The organism is Streptomyces sp. NPDC049627, assembly GCF_044465645.1.
GTDB lineage: Bacteria > Actinomycetota > Actinomycetes > Streptomycetales > Streptomycetaceae > Streptomyces.
In genome coordinates this window covers 91,736-110,127 of the sequence record NZ_JBITLW010000002.1, presented here as the reverse complement: position 1 = coordinate 110,127, position 18,392 = coordinate 91,736, and the positions used below count along the sequence as shown (strand labels likewise).

Below are 18,392 nucleotides of genomic sequence, written 5' to 3'. Positions count from 1 at the left end.
CCTCAGCCCTTCTGCTGCCCGGTGCCGTGGTTGTTGGTGGTGCCGCCGCCCATCTGCACGTTCCCGTGGAAGACGGAGCCGTCGTTATGGAACGCGTCGCGCCTGACGTTTTGATGAATCCCGACGCGGCCGGCCCGATGGCCGGACATGTCGACGACCTCGAACTCCTCCTCGTCGGCGCCGTCGAGCTCGTCGTCGACGGCGGGCAGGGGAGCGGCGGCAGGCGTCGGCGCCGGCTCGTCGGACGCCGCCGCTGCCGGTGCGGCGCTCTCGGGGATCTTCGGCGCGGGCCGCCCGGGCAGGTGGAAGAAGGCGGTGACCTCGCCCTCCTTGAGCCGCAGCCGGGCCGGCGCGTAGCGCGCGGGCTCGATGAACTTGCCGCCCGCACTGACCACGTCCTCGTACAGCGCCTGGGAGGTCACCAGCACGAGGTCGGCCTTCTCGGCGTCGAGGAGCCGCCGGGCTACGGGGGAGTCGGCCAGCCGGCAGGCGAGGTCGACGGCGCGTCCGCTGATGCCCCGGTCGTCGTGCCGGACCGGGCCGACGTGCATACCGATGCGCAGCCCGAGCGGGACCGCCAGATCACGGTTCTCGTCCCGCAGGTTCTCGTGCACCTCGACCATCCACAGGCCGAGCAGCCGGCTCACCGCGATCCGGCCCGCGACCGACAGCAGCACACCGTCGCCGCGGTCCTCCATGTGGACGGCGTCCCGAGCCACCTTGGCGTGGGTGAAGGCCGTCTCCAGCACCCGGTAGATCCGGGCGCGCATGCGCGGCTTGCCGACGTCGTCGTACTCGCCGGAACGTCTGGCGTCGACGCTGATCACCAACTCGTAGTGCGCCTCGGTGAGTTCCAGAGCGTCGTGGTTCACCCGTGCCCCCTGCGTGTTCTGTTCGCTTGCCGAAGAGGTGGTTCGTCCTGCTCGAAGAGGTGGTTGTCCGGCCCGAGGAGCCGGTGCGCGGAGGTGGCCCGGACAGTGTCGTGGCGGTCCTCGGGAGGGGTCCCGTCCGTTCCCTCAGAGTCGGGCCCCGGGCGGGAGGCGTCTGTAGCCGTTTACACACGGCCGGGCGTGGGTCTGCTCCTGGGGCTACTCCTCGTGCCCGTCCGCGAGGAGGGCGAGCAACGCGGGGTCGAGGATCTCCACCATCCGGTTGCCGGTGCGCACGATGTTCTGGGTGCGCAGCAGCCGTAGGGCCTTGGCGACGGCTTCGCGGGTCGCCCCGATCGTGGCGGCCAGTTCGTCCTGGGCCAGGTGGACGACGGGGCCCAAGGCGGCGGAGCCGTTCGAGGGGCCCGCCGCGGACGGGGCGTAGGGGCCGGAGGGCTCGGCTCCCGAGAGTTCGGTGAGCCGGCCGGCCAGGCGCTGCAGCACGGTGAGCGAGGCGAGCGCGGACCGCTCCTGGTCGGCGCTGCGCAGCCGGGAGGTGAGCTGACGTATCACCAGGCCGCTGACGCGGGGGTGCAGGGCGAGAAAACGACGAAACGCATCCCCGGATATGACCTGGGCCTCTATGGGGCCCAGGGCGCGCACGGTGGCGCTGCGGGGATGCGGATCCAGCGCGGCCATCTCACCGAGCAGTTCGCCCGGGCCGCGCAGGCCGAGTATCAGCCGGGTGGCCCCACGGTCCGTCGCCACGGACACGGTCACCCACCCCCGAAGTATGATCACGACGTGACTGGACCGGTCACCCTCTGTGAGCAGATGGGCGTCGGCCGGGTAGCTCTTCCGGTTGCCGAGGGCCATGACGCTCTCGTGCTCCTGGGGAGTCAGCGTGTGCGCGAACGCCCGCTCATTTCCGAGCAGCCCCATGGCCGGCCCCCCGCCGCATTCCGGACGCCTGGATTTTCGATGGGTGTTGATGGTGGCAGGGCGAAGTTTCGGGCCGAGCGGATTGCGCCATACCAGGGGTACTGACCGGTAGTTGCGGAATGCCAGGTTGGTCGCCCTGTCGCCGCGCGCCCCCGTCGTATCCCGGCCACCGGCTCCCGCCGCAGGCCGGGCCCGCCCCACCTGCGCGCGAAGGGACGACCTTGAGGTCAGACCCGGCGCTCGAACAAGGGGTCGCATCGACGCCGGAAATCGGTCAGCCGGTGAGGAGTTGGCGAAAACTCGGGTTTGAGCTGTGACCACGGTGATGAAGAGGTGGTGGCGAGGTGAGAGGACGGTGCGTCGGGCGGGAGCCGTGAGGCGGGGCGACTGCGGGACCTTCACGGTGGCCCTCCGGCGGGTGCGGACGAGGGAAGCGCCGCCGTCCGCCGGTTCCCCCCGGTACCGACGGACGGCGGCCTGCGCGGCGTGGCCGCTGCCCCCTGGGTGCTGCCGTCAGCTTTCCGCGGGGAACCGGAGAGAATGTTGAGGAAACCTGTACGCGCAGGTCGTGCGGCATGGACCATGCCGGTCGGAAGGCATGGTCGGTGACGGGAGGGCGGGCCGGTGGAGATCCGGTTGCTGGGGCCGGTACAGGCATGGGCGGACGGCGCGGAGATCGACCTCGGCCGGCCCCGTCAGCGGTGCGTGCTGGCCGTTCTCCTCCTGGAGGCCAACCGCGTCGTACCGATCGAGACGATCGTCGACCGGGTGTGGGGCGACGACCCGCCGGCTTCGGTGCGCAATGTGATCTACGGCTATGTCGGCCGCCTGAAGACCGCGCTGCACCAGGCGGACACGGCGGCCACGGGCGTACGGCTGGACCGGACCCAGGGTGGCTACACGCTGCTGACGCCCACCGAGCGCGTCGACCTGTACCGGTTCCGCGACCTGGTCGGCCGGGCCCGCGCACAGGAAGCCGTTCGGGAGGCCGACAGCGACGACCGGGCCGCCGAACTCTTCGAGCGGGCCCTGGAGTTGTGGCGCGGCGAGCCTCTGACCGGGCTGACGGGGGCATGGGCGCAGGCGATGCGGGACAGGCTGGCGAGCGAGCAGGCCGTAGCGCTGCTGCAGTACCACGAGGTGCAGCTGCGCAGGGGCCGCCATGCGGAGATCCTCCCCCGGCTGCGCGAACTCGCCGCCGACCGTCCCCTCGACGAACGGATGGCCGGGCAGCTCCTGACCGCCCTGTACCGGAGCGGATTACAGGCCGAGGCGCTCCTCCACTACGACGGCATCCGCAAACGCCTCGCCGAGGACCTCGGCGTCGACCCGGCACCGGAACTGCAGACCCTGCACCGCCTCATCCTCGACAACGACCCGGCGGCGGCAGCACCGGCACCGGCCCCGACCCGCGAGAGAGCACCGTCCGTCCCGGCCGAACTGCCCCACGACGCGGCGGGTTTCGCGGGCCGGGTGGAGGAGCTCGCCCGGCTGCACGCGTTGCTCCCGCCGGAGCCCGGTGAGGGACCGGCGAACACGGTCGTCATCTCCGCCATCGGCGGCGCCGCCGGCATCGGCAAGACCGCGCTCGCGGTGCACTGGGCACACCAGGTGCGCCATCGCTTCCCGGACGGCCAGCTGTACGTCAACCTGCACGGCTTCGACCACGACCGGCCGCCGCTCACGGCCGGCGAGGCACTTGAGCTGCTGCTGCGGGGCCTGGGACTGCCGGCGTCGGAGATTCCCCTGCACGAGGAGGCCCAGGGCCGCCTGTACCGGACCCTGCTGGCCGACCGGCGCCTCCTCGTCCTCCTGGACAACGCGGCGTCGGCGGAACAGGTCCGCCCGCTGCTCCCGGGCAGCCCGTCCTGCTGTGTCGTCGTCACCAGCCGCAACCGCCTCGGCGACCTCGTGGCCCGCGACGGGGCCCACGCCCTGCCCCTGGACCTGCTGCTGCCGGACGAGGCCCGCGCCCTGCTGGGCGAGATACTCGGCACGCCCCGCCTGTCCGCGGAACCGCCGACGGTGGTCGACGACCTGGTCCGGCTGTGCGGCAGCCTCCCGCTGGCGCTGCGCCTGGCCGCCGCCCGGCTGGCGGGCGACCCGGGCCTGCGCCTGTCCGACCTGGTCGCCGAGATGGCCGAGGGCAACCGCCTGGAGGCGCTGGCGCCGGACGATGCCGACAGTTCGCCGTTGCGTACGGCTTTCTCGGCGTCGTACGGAGTCCTGTCCCCCGCCGCACGGCGACTGTTCCGTCTGCTCGGGCTCTTCCCCGGACCGGAGCTCACCGCCGAGGTCGCCGCGGCCTTCCTGGACGTACCGCTGCCGCAGGCCCGGCGCCTGATCGGCGCGTTGGCCGCGGCCCACCTGATCGAGCCCGCGGCGACGGGCCGGTACCGCTTCCACGATCTGCTCCGCGAGTACGCGCAGGAGCGGGCGCAGGTGGAGGAGACGGCAGCGGACCGCGACGCCGCGTTGAGACGTGTCCTGCTCTGGTACGTGAGCGCCGCCCGTGTGACCGGGGGGACCTGGATGTTCCCCGAGCTGACCCATGACCTCATAGGGGACGGCCGACCGGGTCTGCCGCCCGCCGCCGGAGCCGGACAGTGGCTGGAGGCGGAGCGGGCGAATCTGCTCGCCCTCATCAGCCATGCCAAGCGCCACGGGCCCCGCCCGGTGGCCTGGCATCTGGCGAACGCGCTGTTCGGCTACTGCTGGATCAATCTGCCCCGGGCGACCTGGCAGACCGTGGCGCAGACGGCGCTGGACGCCGCCACGGCCGAGGGCGACCTGTTCGGTCAGGCGGCCATGCACAGCGGCCTCGGCCTGCTCAAGTCGGACCGGGGGTACGGCAGGCAGGCGCTGCATCACCACACCCGCGTACGGGAGATCAGCCGGGAGATCGGCTGGGCGACGGGCGAGGCCGCGGGTCTCGGCGGTCTGGCCCAGGCGGAGTGGAGCATGGCGCGCCTCGACAGCGCGTTCGAGCACGTCACCACGGGTCTGCGGATCACCCGGGCCGCCGGAAACCGCTACCTGGAAACGCTCGGCCTGGTCGTCCTCGGTGTGACCTGCCGGGATCTGGGCCGGCTGCGCGAGGCCGCCGATCACCTCGAGACGGCCATCCGCCGGAACAAGGAGATCGGATGGAACGACCACAGCCTGGCTCTGCAGAATCTGGGCCTGGTGTACTGGGAACTGGGCCGTCTGACCGACGGCCTCGACGCCTTCGGCCCCGAGCTGATCGCTGACCGCAAGGGCGGATACCGCAACGACCGCGCCATGATGCTGGACTCGGTGGCGAGGATCAACATCGAGCTCGGCCGTCACGACGAGGCGCTGGAACAGGCCGAAGGGGCTCTTGCGGTGGGCAAGAACAGGGGGCGGCGCTGGATCCAGGCCGGCATCCTCAACACGATGGCCACCGCTCACCGGCAACTGGCCCGTCCCGACCGGGCGGTGCGGGCGGGTGGCCAGGCTCTCACCCTGGCCCGCGAGTCGGGGCACCGGCGCACCGAGGCGGACTGCACCCTGGGGCTCGCCCTCACATACCTGCGACTGGGACGGCACGACCAGGCCCGCGGCCATGCCGAGCAGGCGCTGGGCATCGCGCGCGACCACTCGTTCCGCGTGGTGGAGGGCCAGGCACTGACCGCGCTCTCCCTGACGGCGGAGGCGAACGGGGACCACACCACGGCCGTCACCCTCGCCCACGAGGCCCTGTCCCTGCACCGCGACACCGGCCACCGCCTCGGCGAGGCCCGCACGCTCCTGACCCTCGGCAGGAGACAGGAGGCGCGGGACATCTTCGCGGACGTCGGCGTGCCGCCGCAGGCCGATCAGTGGCCGTAGGGCGGCTCGAAGCAGCCGGTCTCCGGGTACGGGCCGTTGGTCCTCACCTCGTAGTTGGACTTCTGCACGAACGCCGAGACGCAGGCGTCGGCATGGACGCGCAGGGCGACCAGGGCTCCCTCGGGCGTGACATAGCCGTCGTCCTGGTAACGCGGGAACATCTCCCGGACGGTGAGCGTCCCGCCGAGCCGCTTGCCGTCCGGTGTGACGCGTTCCTCCTCGTAGCCGAGCCGCAGCAGGGCGGCGCGCACCGCCGAGGGGTCCCAGGTGCGCTGCTTCCACAGCCGTTCGAGCACCGGCCTGATGCGCGCGGCCTCCCGCTCGGCGTCCCTCGCGTGCGCGGGGGTCATGTCGCCGGACTGCCGGTAGGCGTTGTTCTCGTGGTAGTGAGGGGCGCCGTCACCGGCCCCCGGCTCCACGTACGGGGAGGCACCCGGAGCACTGGCACTCGCCGAAGCACTCACCGAAGCACTCGCCGAAGCGCTCGGCGTGGCGGCGGCCACCGAACCCGGGGCGCGCACCTCACCGCAGGCGGTGAGGGTCAGGGCGCCGGCCAGGACGAGACCGGCAACAGGTGTGCGCCGCAGGGCGGTTGAGGGGGGCATGGAGCGAGTCTCTCATCCGTCCTTCGCCGTGTCGGGGTAGATCAGCCCGACGCCACCGTGGATCGCTCCGTAACAGCTCAGCAGGAGGGCGAAGCGGCCAAGCCGCGCGCCGCCCTCCCAGTCGGCCGCGGGCCCGAAGAACAACCAGGTCGCGAGAGCTATCGCCGCGATCACCAACATCAGGCCCGTCAGCCGACGCACCCCGTACCCCATTCCCTACGATATCCGTACAAACCACCGTTCACCCCGCGGGGTTCAGAAACGGTCGACCATCCCTCGCCGGCCCGCCGTCGGCGCGGCCTGGCAGGTCACGTCCGTGGCCGGCAGCCTGCCGGTGGTCAGATAGGCCGTGGCCGTCTTGTCCGCGCAGGACTTGGAGCCGTAGATGCCGTGTCCGACGCCTCCGAGGACGGTGACCATCTTCGAGCCCTTCATGACCCGGTGCAGGCCCTGGCCGCTGGTCAGCGGCGTCTGGGGGTCCCACTCGTTCTGCAGGATCAGCGTGCCGACCTTGTTGTCGACCTTGGTGGCGGCCTCACCGCCGTTCGTCTTCCAGAACGCGCACGGCTTGATGCTGGACGCGAAGTCGCCGTACAGCGGGTACCTGCCCTTGTCCCGGATCGCGTCGGCGCGGTACTGCTCGGGATCGCGCGGCCAGTTGCGGGTGTCGGCGCAGACGACGGTCCAGAAGGCGGCGTCGCCGTTGTCCTCGGGCGGCGCGGCGCGGCCGAACGACGGCGGTACGGGCGTGGGCGTCCTCGTCGCCCCGCCACCGGAGCGGGACCTGCCCTCGGCGGCCTTCTTCAGCCGGCCGACCCACTCGGCGGCGTCGCGCACGCTGAAGACGATGCCCCGGGCGTTGGAGCGGATGTCGTCGCCGGTCAGCTTGGCCCCGTCGAGCTCGATCGGCTTGCGGTCGGCCCGGGCGACCAGGTCGTAGAAGGTCTTGCGGACCGCCTCAGGGGTCTGCCCCAGCTGGTACGTCGCGTTGCGCCCGGCGGTCCACTCGGCCCACCGGGTGAACGCGGGCTCGCCGCCCTCCGCCCAGACCTGGATCATGCCGCGCCAGACCCGGGCCGGGTCGACGGCGCTGTCCAGCACGAAGCGGTCGGAGCGCCCGGGGAACATCTGCGTGTAGACCGCGCCGAGGTAGGTGCCGTACGAGTACCCCAGGTAGGAGATCTTCTTCTCGCCGAGCACGGCACGGATGACGTCCATGTCCCGGGCGGTGTTGCGGGTGGTGATGTGGCGCAGCTTGTCGCCCTGCTTGGCGTAGCACTTCTCGGCGACGGTCCGGGCCCACTTCACGTCCTTGGCGAACGTCTCGGGCTTGTACGGCCGTTCCCAGTTCTGTTCGCCGGCCGTCATGCCGCAGGTCACGGGGGAGCTCTGCCCGACGCCTCGCGGGTCGAAGCCCACGAGGTCGTACTTGCGCTTGACGGACTTCGGCAGTTCGCCCGCCAGGAACTGCGGCATGTCGACGCCCGTACCGCCCGGGCCGCCCGGGTTGAGCAGGAGCACACCGCGGCGCTCGCTCTGCACGCTCGTCCGGTACCTCGATATCGCGAGGTCGATCTTCTTGCCGTTCGGGCGGCTGTAGTTGAGCGGCACCTTGATCGTGGCGCACTGGAGGGCCGCCGGCGCCTCCCGGTCGCAGCGGTGCCAGGCCGGTCTCTGCTGCAGGTACTGGCTCAGGGGGTTCTCGGCGGCGGAGGCCGTGGCCGGTGCGAGTGCGGGAATCAGAGTGGCGACGACGCCGGCCGCCAGGAACGGGGCTGTTCGACTACTGCGCACGTGGGGGAGGTCCTTGAGGTCGGTGCGTATGGGACGCACCAACCCTCCCGTGCAAAGGAGTTGAGCGAATCCACCGGAGAGACAGGATTTCTCCGACCGCGGACGGACGGACGGGCGTGCCGATGGTCCCCGAGTCGGACAACCACGACCGGCTCTTCGCCGTCTTACTCGGAACCCGGCTCTCTACCACGCCCGGCCGTGTGCCGGTTGTGCGTACAGCCCTCCGTTCGTTAATTCTCGGAGAACTCTTCTACAACCTTCGGCCCCATACGTCTGTCTGGTTATCGCAGGGATGTCCCGGGGGTTGGTGAAGAGGAGCTCAGAACGTGACCGTGCGTTCCTTTGCGCGGCGGATGCGACCGCGAGTCGAGCGGAAGGCCGCCGAACAGGTCTGGCAGCTGCGGACCATGCGGCGGCGCCGCAGAGCAGCGGTCACGGACCCGGTGCTCCGCCCGGTGGCGGTGCGCGGCCAGCAGCTCTACGGACGGGTCGTGACCCGGTTCAGCGCCGCCGAGGCGGCCGCCGCCAACCTCGGCCTGGTCGTCGCCGCGCTGGAGCAGGAGGGCATCCCCTACTTCCTGGTGCCGGCCTCGCGCACCCGCCACACGGTCGGCGTGAACGCCGTCGACCGGGAGCGTCTCCTTGCCGCCCTCGAGAAGCAGAACGCGGGCAAGGCGGTGTTCATCGGCAGACCGCTGCCCGGCGGACAGCTCAAGAACCCCGCCCTGTTCCTGGACGGTGTCCTGCCGGCCGCCCTGCGCACGGCCCCCGTCCTGCGGGTCGGTGAGAACCGCCTCGGCCCCTCGGGTCAGCTGCTCGCCGGGCCGGAGCTCGCCTGTGACGTCGAGTTCTGGGAGGACGGGGCCCAACTGCTCGCCTCCCCCGACGGGCCCCGGCGACTGGCCAAGGTGCAGCCGCAGGCGTCGGAGGACATCTTCGCCGAGTCCCTTGTCGCGCCCCGCAACAACGGCATCACGGACGTACTGCCGGCGTCCGAGCAGAAGCCGGCCACGGTCCGGATCGGCGACCGGGAGCTGCCGACCTTCGCCCCGCTCACCCTGCCGACCGTGAACGAGGTCACCTTCCCCGTCGACGTCGTCTACACCTGGGTCGACGGCGAGCAGCCGGAGATGCGGGCGAAGCGGGCCCGGTACCAGGGCCAGGGCATCGCCGAGATCCTGGACAAGGAGACCAACGCCTCCCGCTACACCAGCCACGACGAGCTGAAGTACTCGCTGCGTTCCCTCGCGATGTACGCCGACTTCGTCCGGCACATCTACATCGTGACCGACGGCCAGAAGCCGCACTGGCTCGACGACGGTGCCCCCGGCATCACGGTCGTCGACCACCGCGACATCTTCCCGCCCGACGTCCTGCCCGTCTTCAACTCGCACGCGATCGAGACCCGGCTGCACCACATCCCGGGCCTGTCGGACCACTACCTCTACTTCAACGACGACGTGTTCGTCGGCCGCCGGGTCACCGCGGAGCACTTCTTCCACGGCAGCGGTCTGATGAAGATCCCGGTGTCCCCGCTGAAGATCGGCGTCGGCAAGCCGCACGCCGAGGAGACGGCCACCAACTCCGCCAGCAAGAACGTCCGCCGCCTGCTGCTGGAGAAGTTCGGCCGGATGACGACGAACAACTTCATGCACACCCCGCTGCCGCAGCAGCGCGAGACGTTGCAGGCGCTGGAGGAACTCTTTCCCGAGGACGTCCGCCGCACCACGGCGTCCCGCTTCCGCTCGCCGCAGGACATCGCCATGACGGCCCCGCTGCTCTACCAGTACGCGCTGATGACCGGCCGCGGCGTGCCCGGCAAGTACGGCTTCCGGTACGTGAACATCAGCCGCCCCGACGCCGAGGCGCGCCTGCGTGACCTGCGCCGCAACCGCCGCTTCGACTTCTTCTGCCTCAACGACGTCGACGTGCCGCCCGAGGAGCGCGAGCAGGTCGGTGTCCGGATGAACGAGTTCCTGGAGGACTACTTCCCCTTCCCGAGCCCCTTCGAGAAGCAGAAGTAACAGGGCTGGGGGGGGATGGACATGGGGGGCATGAGCATCCGTCACCGTTCCGGACTGCCGGGGGGCAGCCGGGCGGCGGCCCGGGACGTTCTGGTGCGCCTGAGGCACGTTCTGCTGCGCCTGCGGCTCTGGTCGGCGGCCCGCCTCTGGGCGCTGCGCGCGACCCGGTCCCGGCGGCGCCTGCGGACCGCCGTCCCCGGACTGCGCCGGGTCACCTTCGGACCGGTACGGCTCTACGGCCGTACGGTCACCGCCTACACCGCCGGCGACGCCGTCGAGGCCGATCTGGAACGGGTGTGCACCCTGCTGGAGGGGCTGGGCGTCCCGTACTTCCTGGTCCCGACCGACCACGGGTACGGCGCGCCCCGGCAGGTCGTCGGCGTCGAGGAGGCGTACCGCGAGGCGGTCCTCGCCCGGGCCGCCCAGCGCTTCGCCGGCACGGCCGGGTACGTGGGCGCCGTGGACCCGGACGGCGCCGTGACGACCGCGGCGCTCTGGGCCGACGGAAGGCTGCCGCGGGCGGTGCGACGGGCCGCCGTGCTGCGCACCGGCGTGGTGCGCCTCGGCCCGCAAGGCCAGGTCCTCACCGGCCCGGAGACGGGCTGCGACATCGAGTTCTGGCACCACGGCCGGGACCAGGGCACCGCCCCGGACCCCTCGTGGCTGACCGTGCCCGGCAGCCGGCTGTCGCCGGACGTCTTCGGCCCGGCACTCGTCGCCCCGCGCCGCAACCCCGTGTCGGAGGTGCTCCCCGTGACGGCACAGCAGCCGGCCGCGGTCGCGGTCCGCCGCCGCAGCGTGCCGACGTTCGCCCCGTTCGCCGCGCCGGGCATCGACGAGGTCCGCTTCCCCGTGGACGCCGTATACACCTGGGTCGACGGCGACGACCCGGCGATGGCCGCGAAACGCCGCACGTATCAGGTGCTGTCCGACAACGTCATCGCCCCGCGCGAGACCGGCGCCTCCCGCTACACCAGCCACGACGAGCTGAAGTACGCCCTGCGCTCCCTGGAGATGTACGCCGGTTTCGTCCGGCACGTCTACCTGGTGACCGACTCCCAGCTCCCCGCCTGGCTGGACCCGGACACGGAGGGCCTGACGGTGGTGGACCACCGGGACATCCTCCCGGCCGACGCGCTCCCGGTCTTCAACTCGCACGCCATCGAGAGCCGCCTGCACCACATCCCGGGCCTGTCGGACCACTACCTCTACTTCAACGACGACGTCTTCATCAACCGCCCGGTCCGGGCCGAGCACTTCTTCCACGGCAACGGAATAGCCCGCATCCCCCTCTCCCCCCTGAAACTCGGAGTCGGCGCCCCGCACCCCCTCGAACCGGCCCCGAACTCCGCGGGGAAGAACGCCCGCGAGGTGATCACCCGCTTCCACGGCAGGAACATCACCCACAAGTCCCTGCACACCCCGCACCCCCAACTCCGCTCGGTCATGCGGGACATGGAAGCCCTCGGCGTCGAGGAGCTGCGGCAGACCTCCTACTCCCGCTTCCGCTCCACCACCGACGTCGCCCCGGCCTCCACGCTCCACCACCACTGGGCCATCGCCACCGGCCGCGCCGTCCCGTCGTCCGACTACCGCTTCCGCTACGTCCAGCTCGGCACCCCGGACATGCACCGCCGCCTGTCCCGCCTCGCGGCCGGCGAGGACGTCGACTTCTTCTGCCTCAACGACGTGGACACGGCTCCGGAGGCCAGACCGGCGGCCGAGGCGGCCATCCACGCCTTCCTGGAACGCAAGTACCCGTTCCCGAGCCGCTTCGAGGGGGCGGCCAGGGACACCTCGCGGCCGGTGACGCGGCTCACGGAGAAGGTGCCGGCGCAGCCCGCCGGCCGTGAGCGGAGCCGAGGGTGACAGATTGCATCCGCAACTGGCATGCTCACGGTCGCGATCACAGTCGACACCGGGGGAACGATGGCTGCAGGCCCAGGAGGCTTCTCGGCGGACACCCAGTCCATTGACGGCAGTTCGCATCTCCTGAACGAACTGGCGGGACTGCTGTACGCCGGGCGCATGGACGCGGAGAACGCCACCCAGTGCCGCGTACCACGCTCGCATCCCGAAGTGGCCGAAGCCGTAGAGGACTTCGCCCGGTTCGCCCAGGACCAGTACGGCGACCTGGTGACCTTGCTGTCGGCCCTGTCGACGAAGCTGCGGTCGACGGGAAACGCGTACGTGAAGGCCGACGCCGACGCGCAGCGCGCCATGGACGACCTGCTCGACAAGGGGCGTTACGTCGCCCCCGAGGACCGGTGAGCGCCATGGCCTACCGCGCGGACGTGGAGTTCCTCGACACGTCGAACCCCCAGCTGATCGAACGGACCGCGGCCGAGTACGGCCGCCTGCACACCCTCCTGGCCGCGTGCGACGACGACTTCCGCAGGGCCGGGAAGGTCGAGTGGGAGAGCGAACACCGGGAGCGCTACACCAAGCGGCTGAGGGAAGCGCTCGACCTGGCGGAACACCTCTCGGCGGCCTTCAGCCGCGTACGCAAGGCGCTGGACACCTATGCCGCGGCCGTGGAGCGTGCCAGGGGACACTTCGAGAGCGGGCGGACCACGGAGGACCGCCTGGCCGAGGTGATGTCCCGGGAAGCCGACGCGATCACTCCCGCGGCGCGTGCCGCGGAACCCCTGCGCCGGTGGGAAGACCTGCGGGACACGACCGGCTTCCTCGACTGGCTGGCAGAACTCACCGTCGACGCGGACGCGATCCGCGAAGAGGCCGAGCACTACTACCACGCCACCAAGCAGCACTACGGCGACGCCCGGCGTGTGGAGTCCGCGGCCCGCGAGGACTGCGTGCACGAGATACGGGCGGCCCTGCGCTCCCTGCCGGACTTCCGTGGCGGACACGCCGACTACCCCACCCTGCTGACAGCCACCGTGGACGCGCTGCGCCACGAAGTGGGCGACGCGAGCGTGAACCCGCTCACCCAGCTGCCCGGCACCGGCATGAAGACCGACGCGATCCCCGGGGCGCCGGGCGGCACGGCCGTCTCACCGCCGCTGCAGCGCATCCGCGACAGACTCGCCCACCTGCCGCCCGCCCAGGACCACTACCTGTACCTGCCCTCCGACGACGACGCCGGCCGCCGCAGGTACATCTCGGGCAACAGGACGCTGATCAAGGATGCCGCGCACGTATCCGGACTGCCTCCGGAGATGCTGGCGGGCATCGCATGGCGGGAAGTGGAAGGCGACCCTTCCTGGATCGACGACGCGGCCTACGGCGTCCGCCGCCACCTGCCCGGCCTGGGAGAGGCCGACCAGACCTCCATGGGCCCGCTCGCCATCCAGATACGCCGCTCCGCCGAAGTCCTCGGCTACGACCCGGAGAACCTCACCGACGCCCAGCGCGAAGAGGTCGTCAGCGCGACCAAGGACCCCGGCCAGAACATCTACATCGCAGCGGAGTACCTCGCCCAGCTGAAGGCCGAGAGCGAATTCGCCGACGTCCCGCCGGAGCAGATGACCAGGCAACAGATGCAGGAGCTCGCGGCGCGCTACAACGGTGGCCCGTACTACCGGAGCGACGACGCGCAGGCCTACGGCCGCGTGTTCGCGGAGAAGGTCGACGAGGCGAAGCGGGCACTCGAATCATGAGGGCAGCGCAAGCCAAAGGCGTCGCGTGCGCGTTCCTGCTGGTCATCGGCTGCCTCCTGGCGGGAGCCGCCACCGGCATCGCCTACCTGTCGAACCCACTCGGCCCCTGGGACCACGAGTCCTTCGACCACGTCCGCCTGTTCAGCAAGCTCGGCCTCACCCTCGCCCTCCTCACCACACCGATCGCCGTGCTGGCGGTCACCCGCCGCTGGCTACGGCTGTGGTGGCTCGTTCCGTGCACGACGATCATGCTGGTTGCTTGGGCACGCCTGACTGTGCTCTTTCCAGCACACTGACCGGGGCCCCCTCGTCCTCCCCGAAGTCCGGGGCCTGGAAGGGGTTTGTCGCCGGAGGCGGCGATGCCTCGGTGGAACAGCGGGGTTGCTTTTCCAGAGCGGAGAACAGCGATGTCGGATCGATGGGAGAGGTCTGCCTTTCGTTACTACAGCTTGGTCATCTTGGCGTACGGGCTCAGGACCCGGACTTGCGCCGAGCCGAAATCCACGTACGCCGCGATTCCGTCCTCGATGCCGATCACCCGGCCGAGGCCGTACATGTCGTGTGTGACCTGGTCGCCCACGGCGAAGTGCTTGGGAGCCGGGGGGACCGGGGCCTTGAAGGGGCTGGTGGGCAAATGGCGCTTCGGAGCAGCAGGCTTTGTCATCGCCCCCAGTATGCGCCTCCCCGCGTGCCGTTGGCTGTGGCCGTCCACACAGACCCGGCTCAGGAAGCCTGCCGATGCCGCCGGCGAACGACCCACCAGGCCGCGGCCGGCAGGGACACACAGATCAGGACGATCAATCCCGCGATCCATCCGCTGTCGGCGACGCGGGCCCCCAGCACCATCGCCAGTGCGGCAAGCACCACCGGGATCAACGAGAAGGCCAACAGGCGCAGCACGGAGAACACGCCGGCCGCCCTGGGCACCCGCGGGGCCCTCCGCACACCGGTGGCACCCGTGTAATACGCGGCTGCCCGTGCACCGAGCCGCAGAGTGGCCTTGCGGTACAGCACGGCCAGGCCAGGCATCCAGATCAACGGAAGCACCAGGCCCAGGAGGAACAGCAAGCCCACAGCTGTGGTCTCCGCGGCCCGCCGGAGTCGGCTGCGCTCGTCGCGAGGGCCGATGATCCCGAGAACCGCCGCCATCCTGACGATCATCCGCCATCGCGTCCCCCGGGGCAGACGGCCACGACCGCCGTAAGGCCGTCGCTTGGTTTTCGCCAGGGCCGCGCGCGAGGCCTCCGGAGAGGAGTACACGCTCTGCAGCACCAGCAGGTCCACCACGCGGTCCTCCGACGCGGGGGCGCGTCCGGACAGCGCGGCCAGTTCGAGCACCATCTGTGCCTGAGCGAGCAGGGCCGCGACGAAGGCGGCCGGAACCAGGACCACGAAGGGCCCGCCCACGAGGGCGCCCTCGGCGATCGTCACCCGCGTGCCCTGGGCGATCGCGCCGCCGCTCAGTTCGCCGAACCCGTCCGCGGGGTTGGCGCGCCGGCGCCGGTCGGCTGCCGCTGAGGCGCGTGGCCCGAAGCGCCTGACGGCGAACATCGCCAGCTGCTCCGGCATGTGCTCAGGATCTGCCCAGATCATCGGCAGCAACGCCTGGGCAGCCGGCCTCGCCGACCCGGTGGGCGGCCTGGGCCCCGGATCGCCGTGAGAAACCCCGCTTCCGCCCATGGTCCGGATCTCCTCTTCCCGCTCCCCCAGGGCGCTCCACGCAGAGGTGGCGATGTCCGGCCGGTGTTCGGACGTGTTTTCAGCCTGCTCCCGGGCCGGGGCGGACGCACCCGCAGAGCGCCGGACCGGGCGGGTGGCCTCGCTCCTCTATGCGTCGGAGACCCTCGTGGCCCGGCGGAGGACCTTTGGCCCTTTTGCAGCGCGCGCATGTGGACAGAAGCTGTGATTCTGATGGAAGAGCAGTAATCCACAACCCGCTGGACAGGGCGGTGGCGCGGTGGCAGTGAGCGATGAAACCTCACACGGGGCCGCGGCCCCGTACGTGGATCCGCTGGGTGTCCCGTTCCTGCCGACACGGTTCGCCGTACCGGCGAGGCCCGTCACCTTCCTGCGGCGCGAACGCCTGGTCGACCACCTCGACCAGGCACTGCGGACACCGCTGACGATGGTCAACGGATCCGCAGGCGCGGGCAAGACCCTCCTGGTCGCCGACTGGGCCGCGCACCTCGGGCAGCCCGTCGCCTGGCTCACCCTCGACGCGGGGGTCCAGAGCCCGGGAATGTTCTGGGCCCATGTGCTCCACGGCCTGCGTACCAGTGGTGTGCCGGTGTCCGACCGGATCGGCTCCCCCGCGGACGCGGGCCGGGTCAGCGCCACACTGCTGAGCCGACTCGCCGCACAGCTCGCCGGCGGCGACCGTACCGTGACCCTGGTGCTCGACGAGTACGACCGGGTGACCGCCCCGGACATCTCGGAGCAGCTGGAGTTCGTCCTGCACAACGCGCGGCCGGGACTGCGTCTGATTCTCGTCACGCGCACCGAGCCGTTGCTGCCGCTGCACCGCTACCGGACGGCGGGCGAGATGACCGAGATCAGGGACGCCGAGCTGGCCTTCACCTCCGAGGAGACGGTCGCGCTGCTGGAGCTGCACGGGCTGCGCCTGTCCGTCGAAGCGGCGGGAACCCTGGTGGACCGTACCCGGGGCTGGGCGGCCGGCCTTCGGCTGTGCGCCCTGGCCGCGCGGCAGAGCCCGGACCCGGAGGTCTACCTCAAGGAGTTCGAGGCCGGCCACAGCACGGTCGCCGACTTCCTGCTCGCCGAGGTGCTCAAGCGGCAGCCGCACCGGACCCAGGACCTCCTGCTGCGGGTCAGTGTCCTGGACCGCTTCTGCGCCGATCTCGCGGACACACTCATCGGGGGGACCGACGCCGAGCCCATTCTCGTCGCGCTGCACCGCGAGAACGCGTTCGTGGAGGACCTCGGCCACGGCTGGTACCGCCTCCATCCGCTGTTCCGGGAGATCCTCCGGGCCCATCTGCGGGAACGCTCTCCCGGCCTGGAGCCGGAACTGCACCGGAGGGCCGCGCACTGGCTGCGGCGGTCCGGATCCCTTCCCGAGATGCTGGTCCACGGCGCCGCCGCCGAGGACTGGGAGTTCACGGCCCGTGCCCTGGTCGACGACCTGGCGATCGGACAGCTGTTCACCGGACTGTGCTCCGGCGATCTGGCCGGCCTGTTCGCCCGTATGGGGTTCGAGACGTCCAGCCCCGAGAGCCACCTGGTCCACGCGGCCCGGGACCTGTCCCGACACGACGTCGATCGCGGGCTGGTTCATCTCCGCCGAGCCGAGGAGCAACTGACCGCCGACGGTTCCGGCCCCCCGGCGGCCCAGCTGAGCTGCGCCCTGCTGGAGGCCCTCGCGGCCCGGCTGACCGGCTCCCCCCACCGGGCGGAGCAAGCCGCGGAAGCCGCATGGGAACTGGAGCGGGAAGTCCCCGCCGAGCTGCTGGACCAGCACCCGGAGGTGCCCGCTCTCCTGCTGACCCATCTGGGCTCGGCACGGCTGTGGGCCGGGCACTTCGACGGGGCGCGCGCCGCCCTCACCGAGGTGGCCGACAGCCCCGGTGGTGCCTCCACGGCGATCCCGCGGGCACAGTCCCTGGGGCACCTGGCGCTGATCGACTACCTCAACGGATGGCCGAGCAGGGCGGAGCGCAACGCCTGCGCGGCGATGACCGAGTCGGAGCAGTTCAGCCTGCCCCAGCCGTGCGGATGCGGACTGGGACAGCTGGTCCTGGCCGCGGTCGCGGTCGACCGGGGCGAGCTGGCCCGCGCCCAGGACCTCCTCGACCGCACGCCCGACTCGGTGACGCGGGACCCGGTGACGGAGGCGGGCCGGTCCATCGCGACGGCCCGGCTGCTGCTGGCCCGGGGCAAGGCGCGCGCGGCCGTGGCGGCCGCGGATCCGTCCGTGCAGGCCGACGTGGCCTCGCCCTGGGCGGAAAGCCAGACCGCGCTGGTCGCCTCGGCCGCCCACCTGGCCGAAGGCCGCCCGCACGCGGCTGCCGAGGTGCTGCGGCAGGTCGCCGACGCGCAGCCGGCCTGTGCCGTGGGCGCGGCACGGGCGCACCTCGCGGCCGGGGACCGGACGCAGGCACTCCGCCTGCTCGGCGGCATCGCCGCCCAGGGACGCGCCGGCCCGGCGGTGCGGGTCCGTGCCACGCTGGTGAGGGCGCAGGCCGCGCACACGGCGGGAGACGCCGCCGCCACCCGCAAGCTGCTCGCCGAGGCGCTCCTGGAGGCCCGGCGGGAGAGGCTGCGCCTGCCCTTCCTCGAAGCCGGGCCGTGGCTCGGGCCGCTCCTGGCATCGGAATCGCTACGGCACCTGGCCGCCGGCTGGCTCACGCCGGGCACCGCGGCACACGGCGAGCCGCTCCGTCCGGAGGCCGACGCCGTCCCCGTGCTGGTGGAGCCGTTGAGCGGGCGTGAGCGGGACGTGCTGCAGCGCCTCGCCCAGATGATGTCCACCGAGGACATCGCCGCCGATCTGTATGTGTCGGTGAACACGGTGAAGACCCACCTCAAGAGCGTCTACCGGAAGCTGGCGGTGAACCGGCGCCACGAAGCGGTACGGCGGGCCCGTGAGCTGGGCCTGCTGTGACCGCACGCGGGCAGTGTCTCCCCCACGGCGGGTGAGGTGCCCGGTGAGGGTTTCGGGTGCGATGG

Annotated in this window: 14 protein-coding genes; 7 read left to right on the top strand and 7 right to left on the bottom strand. The window is 71.5% G+C overall.

The features are described from left to right. Window positions 1–2: 2 nt before the first annotated feature. Both ACIBU0_RS05455 and ACIBU0_RS05450 read right to left on the bottom strand, forming a co-directional pair. Window positions 3–872 (bottom strand): hypothetical protein, encoded by an 870-nt coding sequence (locus tag ACIBU0_RS05455; RefSeq protein WP_398812027.1) that lies wholly within the window; start codon window positions 870–872, stop codon window positions 3–5. A 216-nt stretch (window positions 873–1,088) separates the two neighbouring features. Next, on the bottom strand, window positions 1,089–1,811 hold the full coding sequence (locus tag ACIBU0_RS05450) for a Crp/Fnr family transcriptional regulator (RefSeq protein WP_398812024.1): 723 nt from the start codon (window positions 1,809–1,811) through the stop codon (window positions 1,089–1,091). Window positions 1,812–2,435: 624 nt separating this feature from the next. Here ACIBU0_RS05450 and ACIBU0_RS05445 point away from each other — a divergent pair. Next, on the top strand, window positions 2,436–5,663 hold the full coding sequence (locus ACIBU0_RS05445) for an AfsR/SARP family transcriptional regulator (RefSeq protein WP_398812023.1): 3,228 nt from the start codon (window positions 2,436–2,438) through the stop codon (window positions 5,661–5,663). Here ACIBU0_RS05445 and ACIBU0_RS05440 read toward each other — a convergent pair. The 3 genes from ACIBU0_RS05440 to ACIBU0_RS05430 are packed head-to-tail and all read right to left on the bottom strand — an operon-like array spanning window position 5,651 to window position 8,062. Further along, a complete protein-coding gene (locus ACIBU0_RS05440; protein ID WP_398812020.1) occupies window positions 5,651–6,268 on the bottom strand; it encodes a hypothetical protein in 618 nt (205 codons plus the stop codon). The genes ACIBU0_RS05445 and ACIBU0_RS05440 overlap by 13 nt on opposite strands. A gap of 12 nt (window positions 6,269–6,280) precedes the next feature. Beyond that, on the bottom strand, window positions 6,281–6,469 hold the full coding sequence (locus ACIBU0_RS05435) for a hypothetical protein (RefSeq protein ID WP_398812017.1): 189 nt from the start codon (window positions 6,467–6,469) through the stop codon (window positions 6,281–6,283). A gap of 54 nt (window positions 6,470–6,523) precedes the next feature. Beyond that, complete coding sequence (locus ACIBU0_RS05430) at window positions 6,524–8,062, bottom strand: alpha/beta hydrolase (RefSeq protein WP_398813944.1); 1,539 nt, start codon at window positions 8,060–8,062, stop codon at window positions 6,524–6,526. A gap of 326 nt (window positions 8,063–8,388) precedes the next feature. On the opposite strand from ACIBU0_RS05430, the gene ACIBU0_RS05425 reads away from it, so the two are divergent. The 5 genes from ACIBU0_RS05425 to ACIBU0_RS05405 are packed head-to-tail and all read left to right on the top strand — an operon-like array spanning window position 8,389 to window position 14,002. Then, on the top strand, window positions 8,389–10,086 hold the full coding sequence (locus ACIBU0_RS05425) for a stealth family protein (protein ID WP_398812014.1): 1,698 nt from the start codon (window positions 8,389–8,391) through the stop codon (window positions 10,084–10,086). Window positions 10,087–10,116: 30 nt separating this feature from the next. Further along, window positions 10,117–11,955: a stealth conserved region 3 domain-containing protein gene (locus ACIBU0_RS05420; protein ID WP_398812011.1), complete on the top strand. Its 1,839-nt coding sequence runs from the start codon at window positions 10,117–10,119 to the stop codon at window positions 11,953–11,955. Between the two features lie 60 nt (window positions 11,956–12,015). Further along, a complete protein-coding gene (locus ACIBU0_RS05415) occupies window positions 12,016–12,357 on the top strand; it encodes a hypothetical protein (protein WP_398812009.1) in 342 nt (113 codons plus the stop codon). A 5-nt stretch (window positions 12,358–12,362) separates the two neighbouring features. Beyond that, window positions 12,363–13,706: a hypothetical protein gene (locus ACIBU0_RS05410; RefSeq protein ID WP_398813941.1), complete on the top strand. Its 1,344-nt coding sequence runs from the start codon at window positions 12,363–12,365 to the stop codon at window positions 13,704–13,706. Continuing rightward, entirely contained in the window at window positions 13,703–14,002 is a 300-nt protein-coding gene (locus tag ACIBU0_RS05405) for a hypothetical protein (RefSeq protein WP_398812006.1), read from the top strand. Before ACIBU0_RS05410 ends, ACIBU0_RS05405 begins: the two co-directional genes overlap by 4 nt. Window positions 14,003–14,148: 146 nt before the next feature. On the opposite strand, the gene ACIBU0_RS05400 is transcribed toward ACIBU0_RS05405, so the two are convergent. After that, window positions 14,149–14,370 carry a hypothetical protein gene (locus ACIBU0_RS05400; protein ID WP_398812003.1) on the bottom strand — a complete coding sequence of 74 codons (222 nt, stop codon included), beginning with the start codon at window positions 14,368–14,370 and terminating at the stop codon, window positions 14,149–14,151. Between the two features lie 59 nt (window positions 14,371–14,429). Then, window positions 14,430–15,275, bottom strand: a complete 846-nt coding sequence (locus ACIBU0_RS05395; RefSeq protein WP_398812000.1) for a hypothetical protein — start codon at window positions 15,273–15,275, stop codon at window positions 14,430–14,432. A 394-nt stretch (window positions 15,276–15,669) separates the two neighbouring features. On the opposite strand from ACIBU0_RS05395, the gene ACIBU0_RS05390 reads away from it, so the two are divergent. Further along, window positions 15,670–18,327: a LuxR C-terminal-related transcriptional regulator gene (locus ACIBU0_RS05390; RefSeq protein WP_398811997.1), complete on the top strand. Its 2,658-nt coding sequence runs from the start codon at window positions 15,670–15,672 to the stop codon at window positions 18,325–18,327. The last annotated feature ends 65 nt before the right edge of the window (window positions 18,328–18,392 follow it).

Excerpts from the sequence above, each read along its gene's own strand:
- ACIBU0_RS05450 (WP_398812024.1), bottom strand. The coding sequence starts at position 1,811 with ATGGGGCTGCTCGGAAATGAGCGGGCGTTCGCGCACACGCTGACTCCC.
- ACIBU0_RS05405 (WP_398812006.1), top strand. The coding sequence starts at position 13,703 with ATGAGGGCAGCGCAAGCCAAAGGCGTCGCGTGCGCGTTCCTGCTGGTC.
- ACIBU0_RS05415 (WP_398812009.1), top strand. The coding sequence starts at position 12,016 with ATGGCTGCAGGCCCAGGAGGCTTCTCGGCGGACACCCAGTCCATTGAC.
- ACIBU0_RS05400 (WP_398812003.1), bottom strand. The coding sequence starts at position 14,370 with ATGACAAAGCCTGCTGCTCCGAAGCGCCATTTGCCCACCAGCCCCTTC.
- ACIBU0_RS05410 (WP_398813941.1), top strand. The coding sequence starts at position 12,363 with ATGGCCTACCGCGCGGACGTGGAGTTCCTCGACACGTCGAACCCCCAG.
- ACIBU0_RS05420 (WP_398812011.1), top strand. The coding sequence starts at position 10,117 with ATGAGCATCCGTCACCGTTCCGGACTGCCGGGGGGCAGCCGGGCGGCG.
- ACIBU0_RS05395 (WP_398812000.1), bottom strand. The coding sequence starts at position 15,275 with ATGCCGGAGCAGCTGGCGATGTTCGCCGTCAGGCGCTTCGGGCCACGC.
- ACIBU0_RS05440 (WP_398812020.1), bottom strand. The coding sequence starts at position 6,268 with ATGCCCCCCTCAACCGCCCTGCGGCGCACACCTGTTGCCGGTCTCGTC.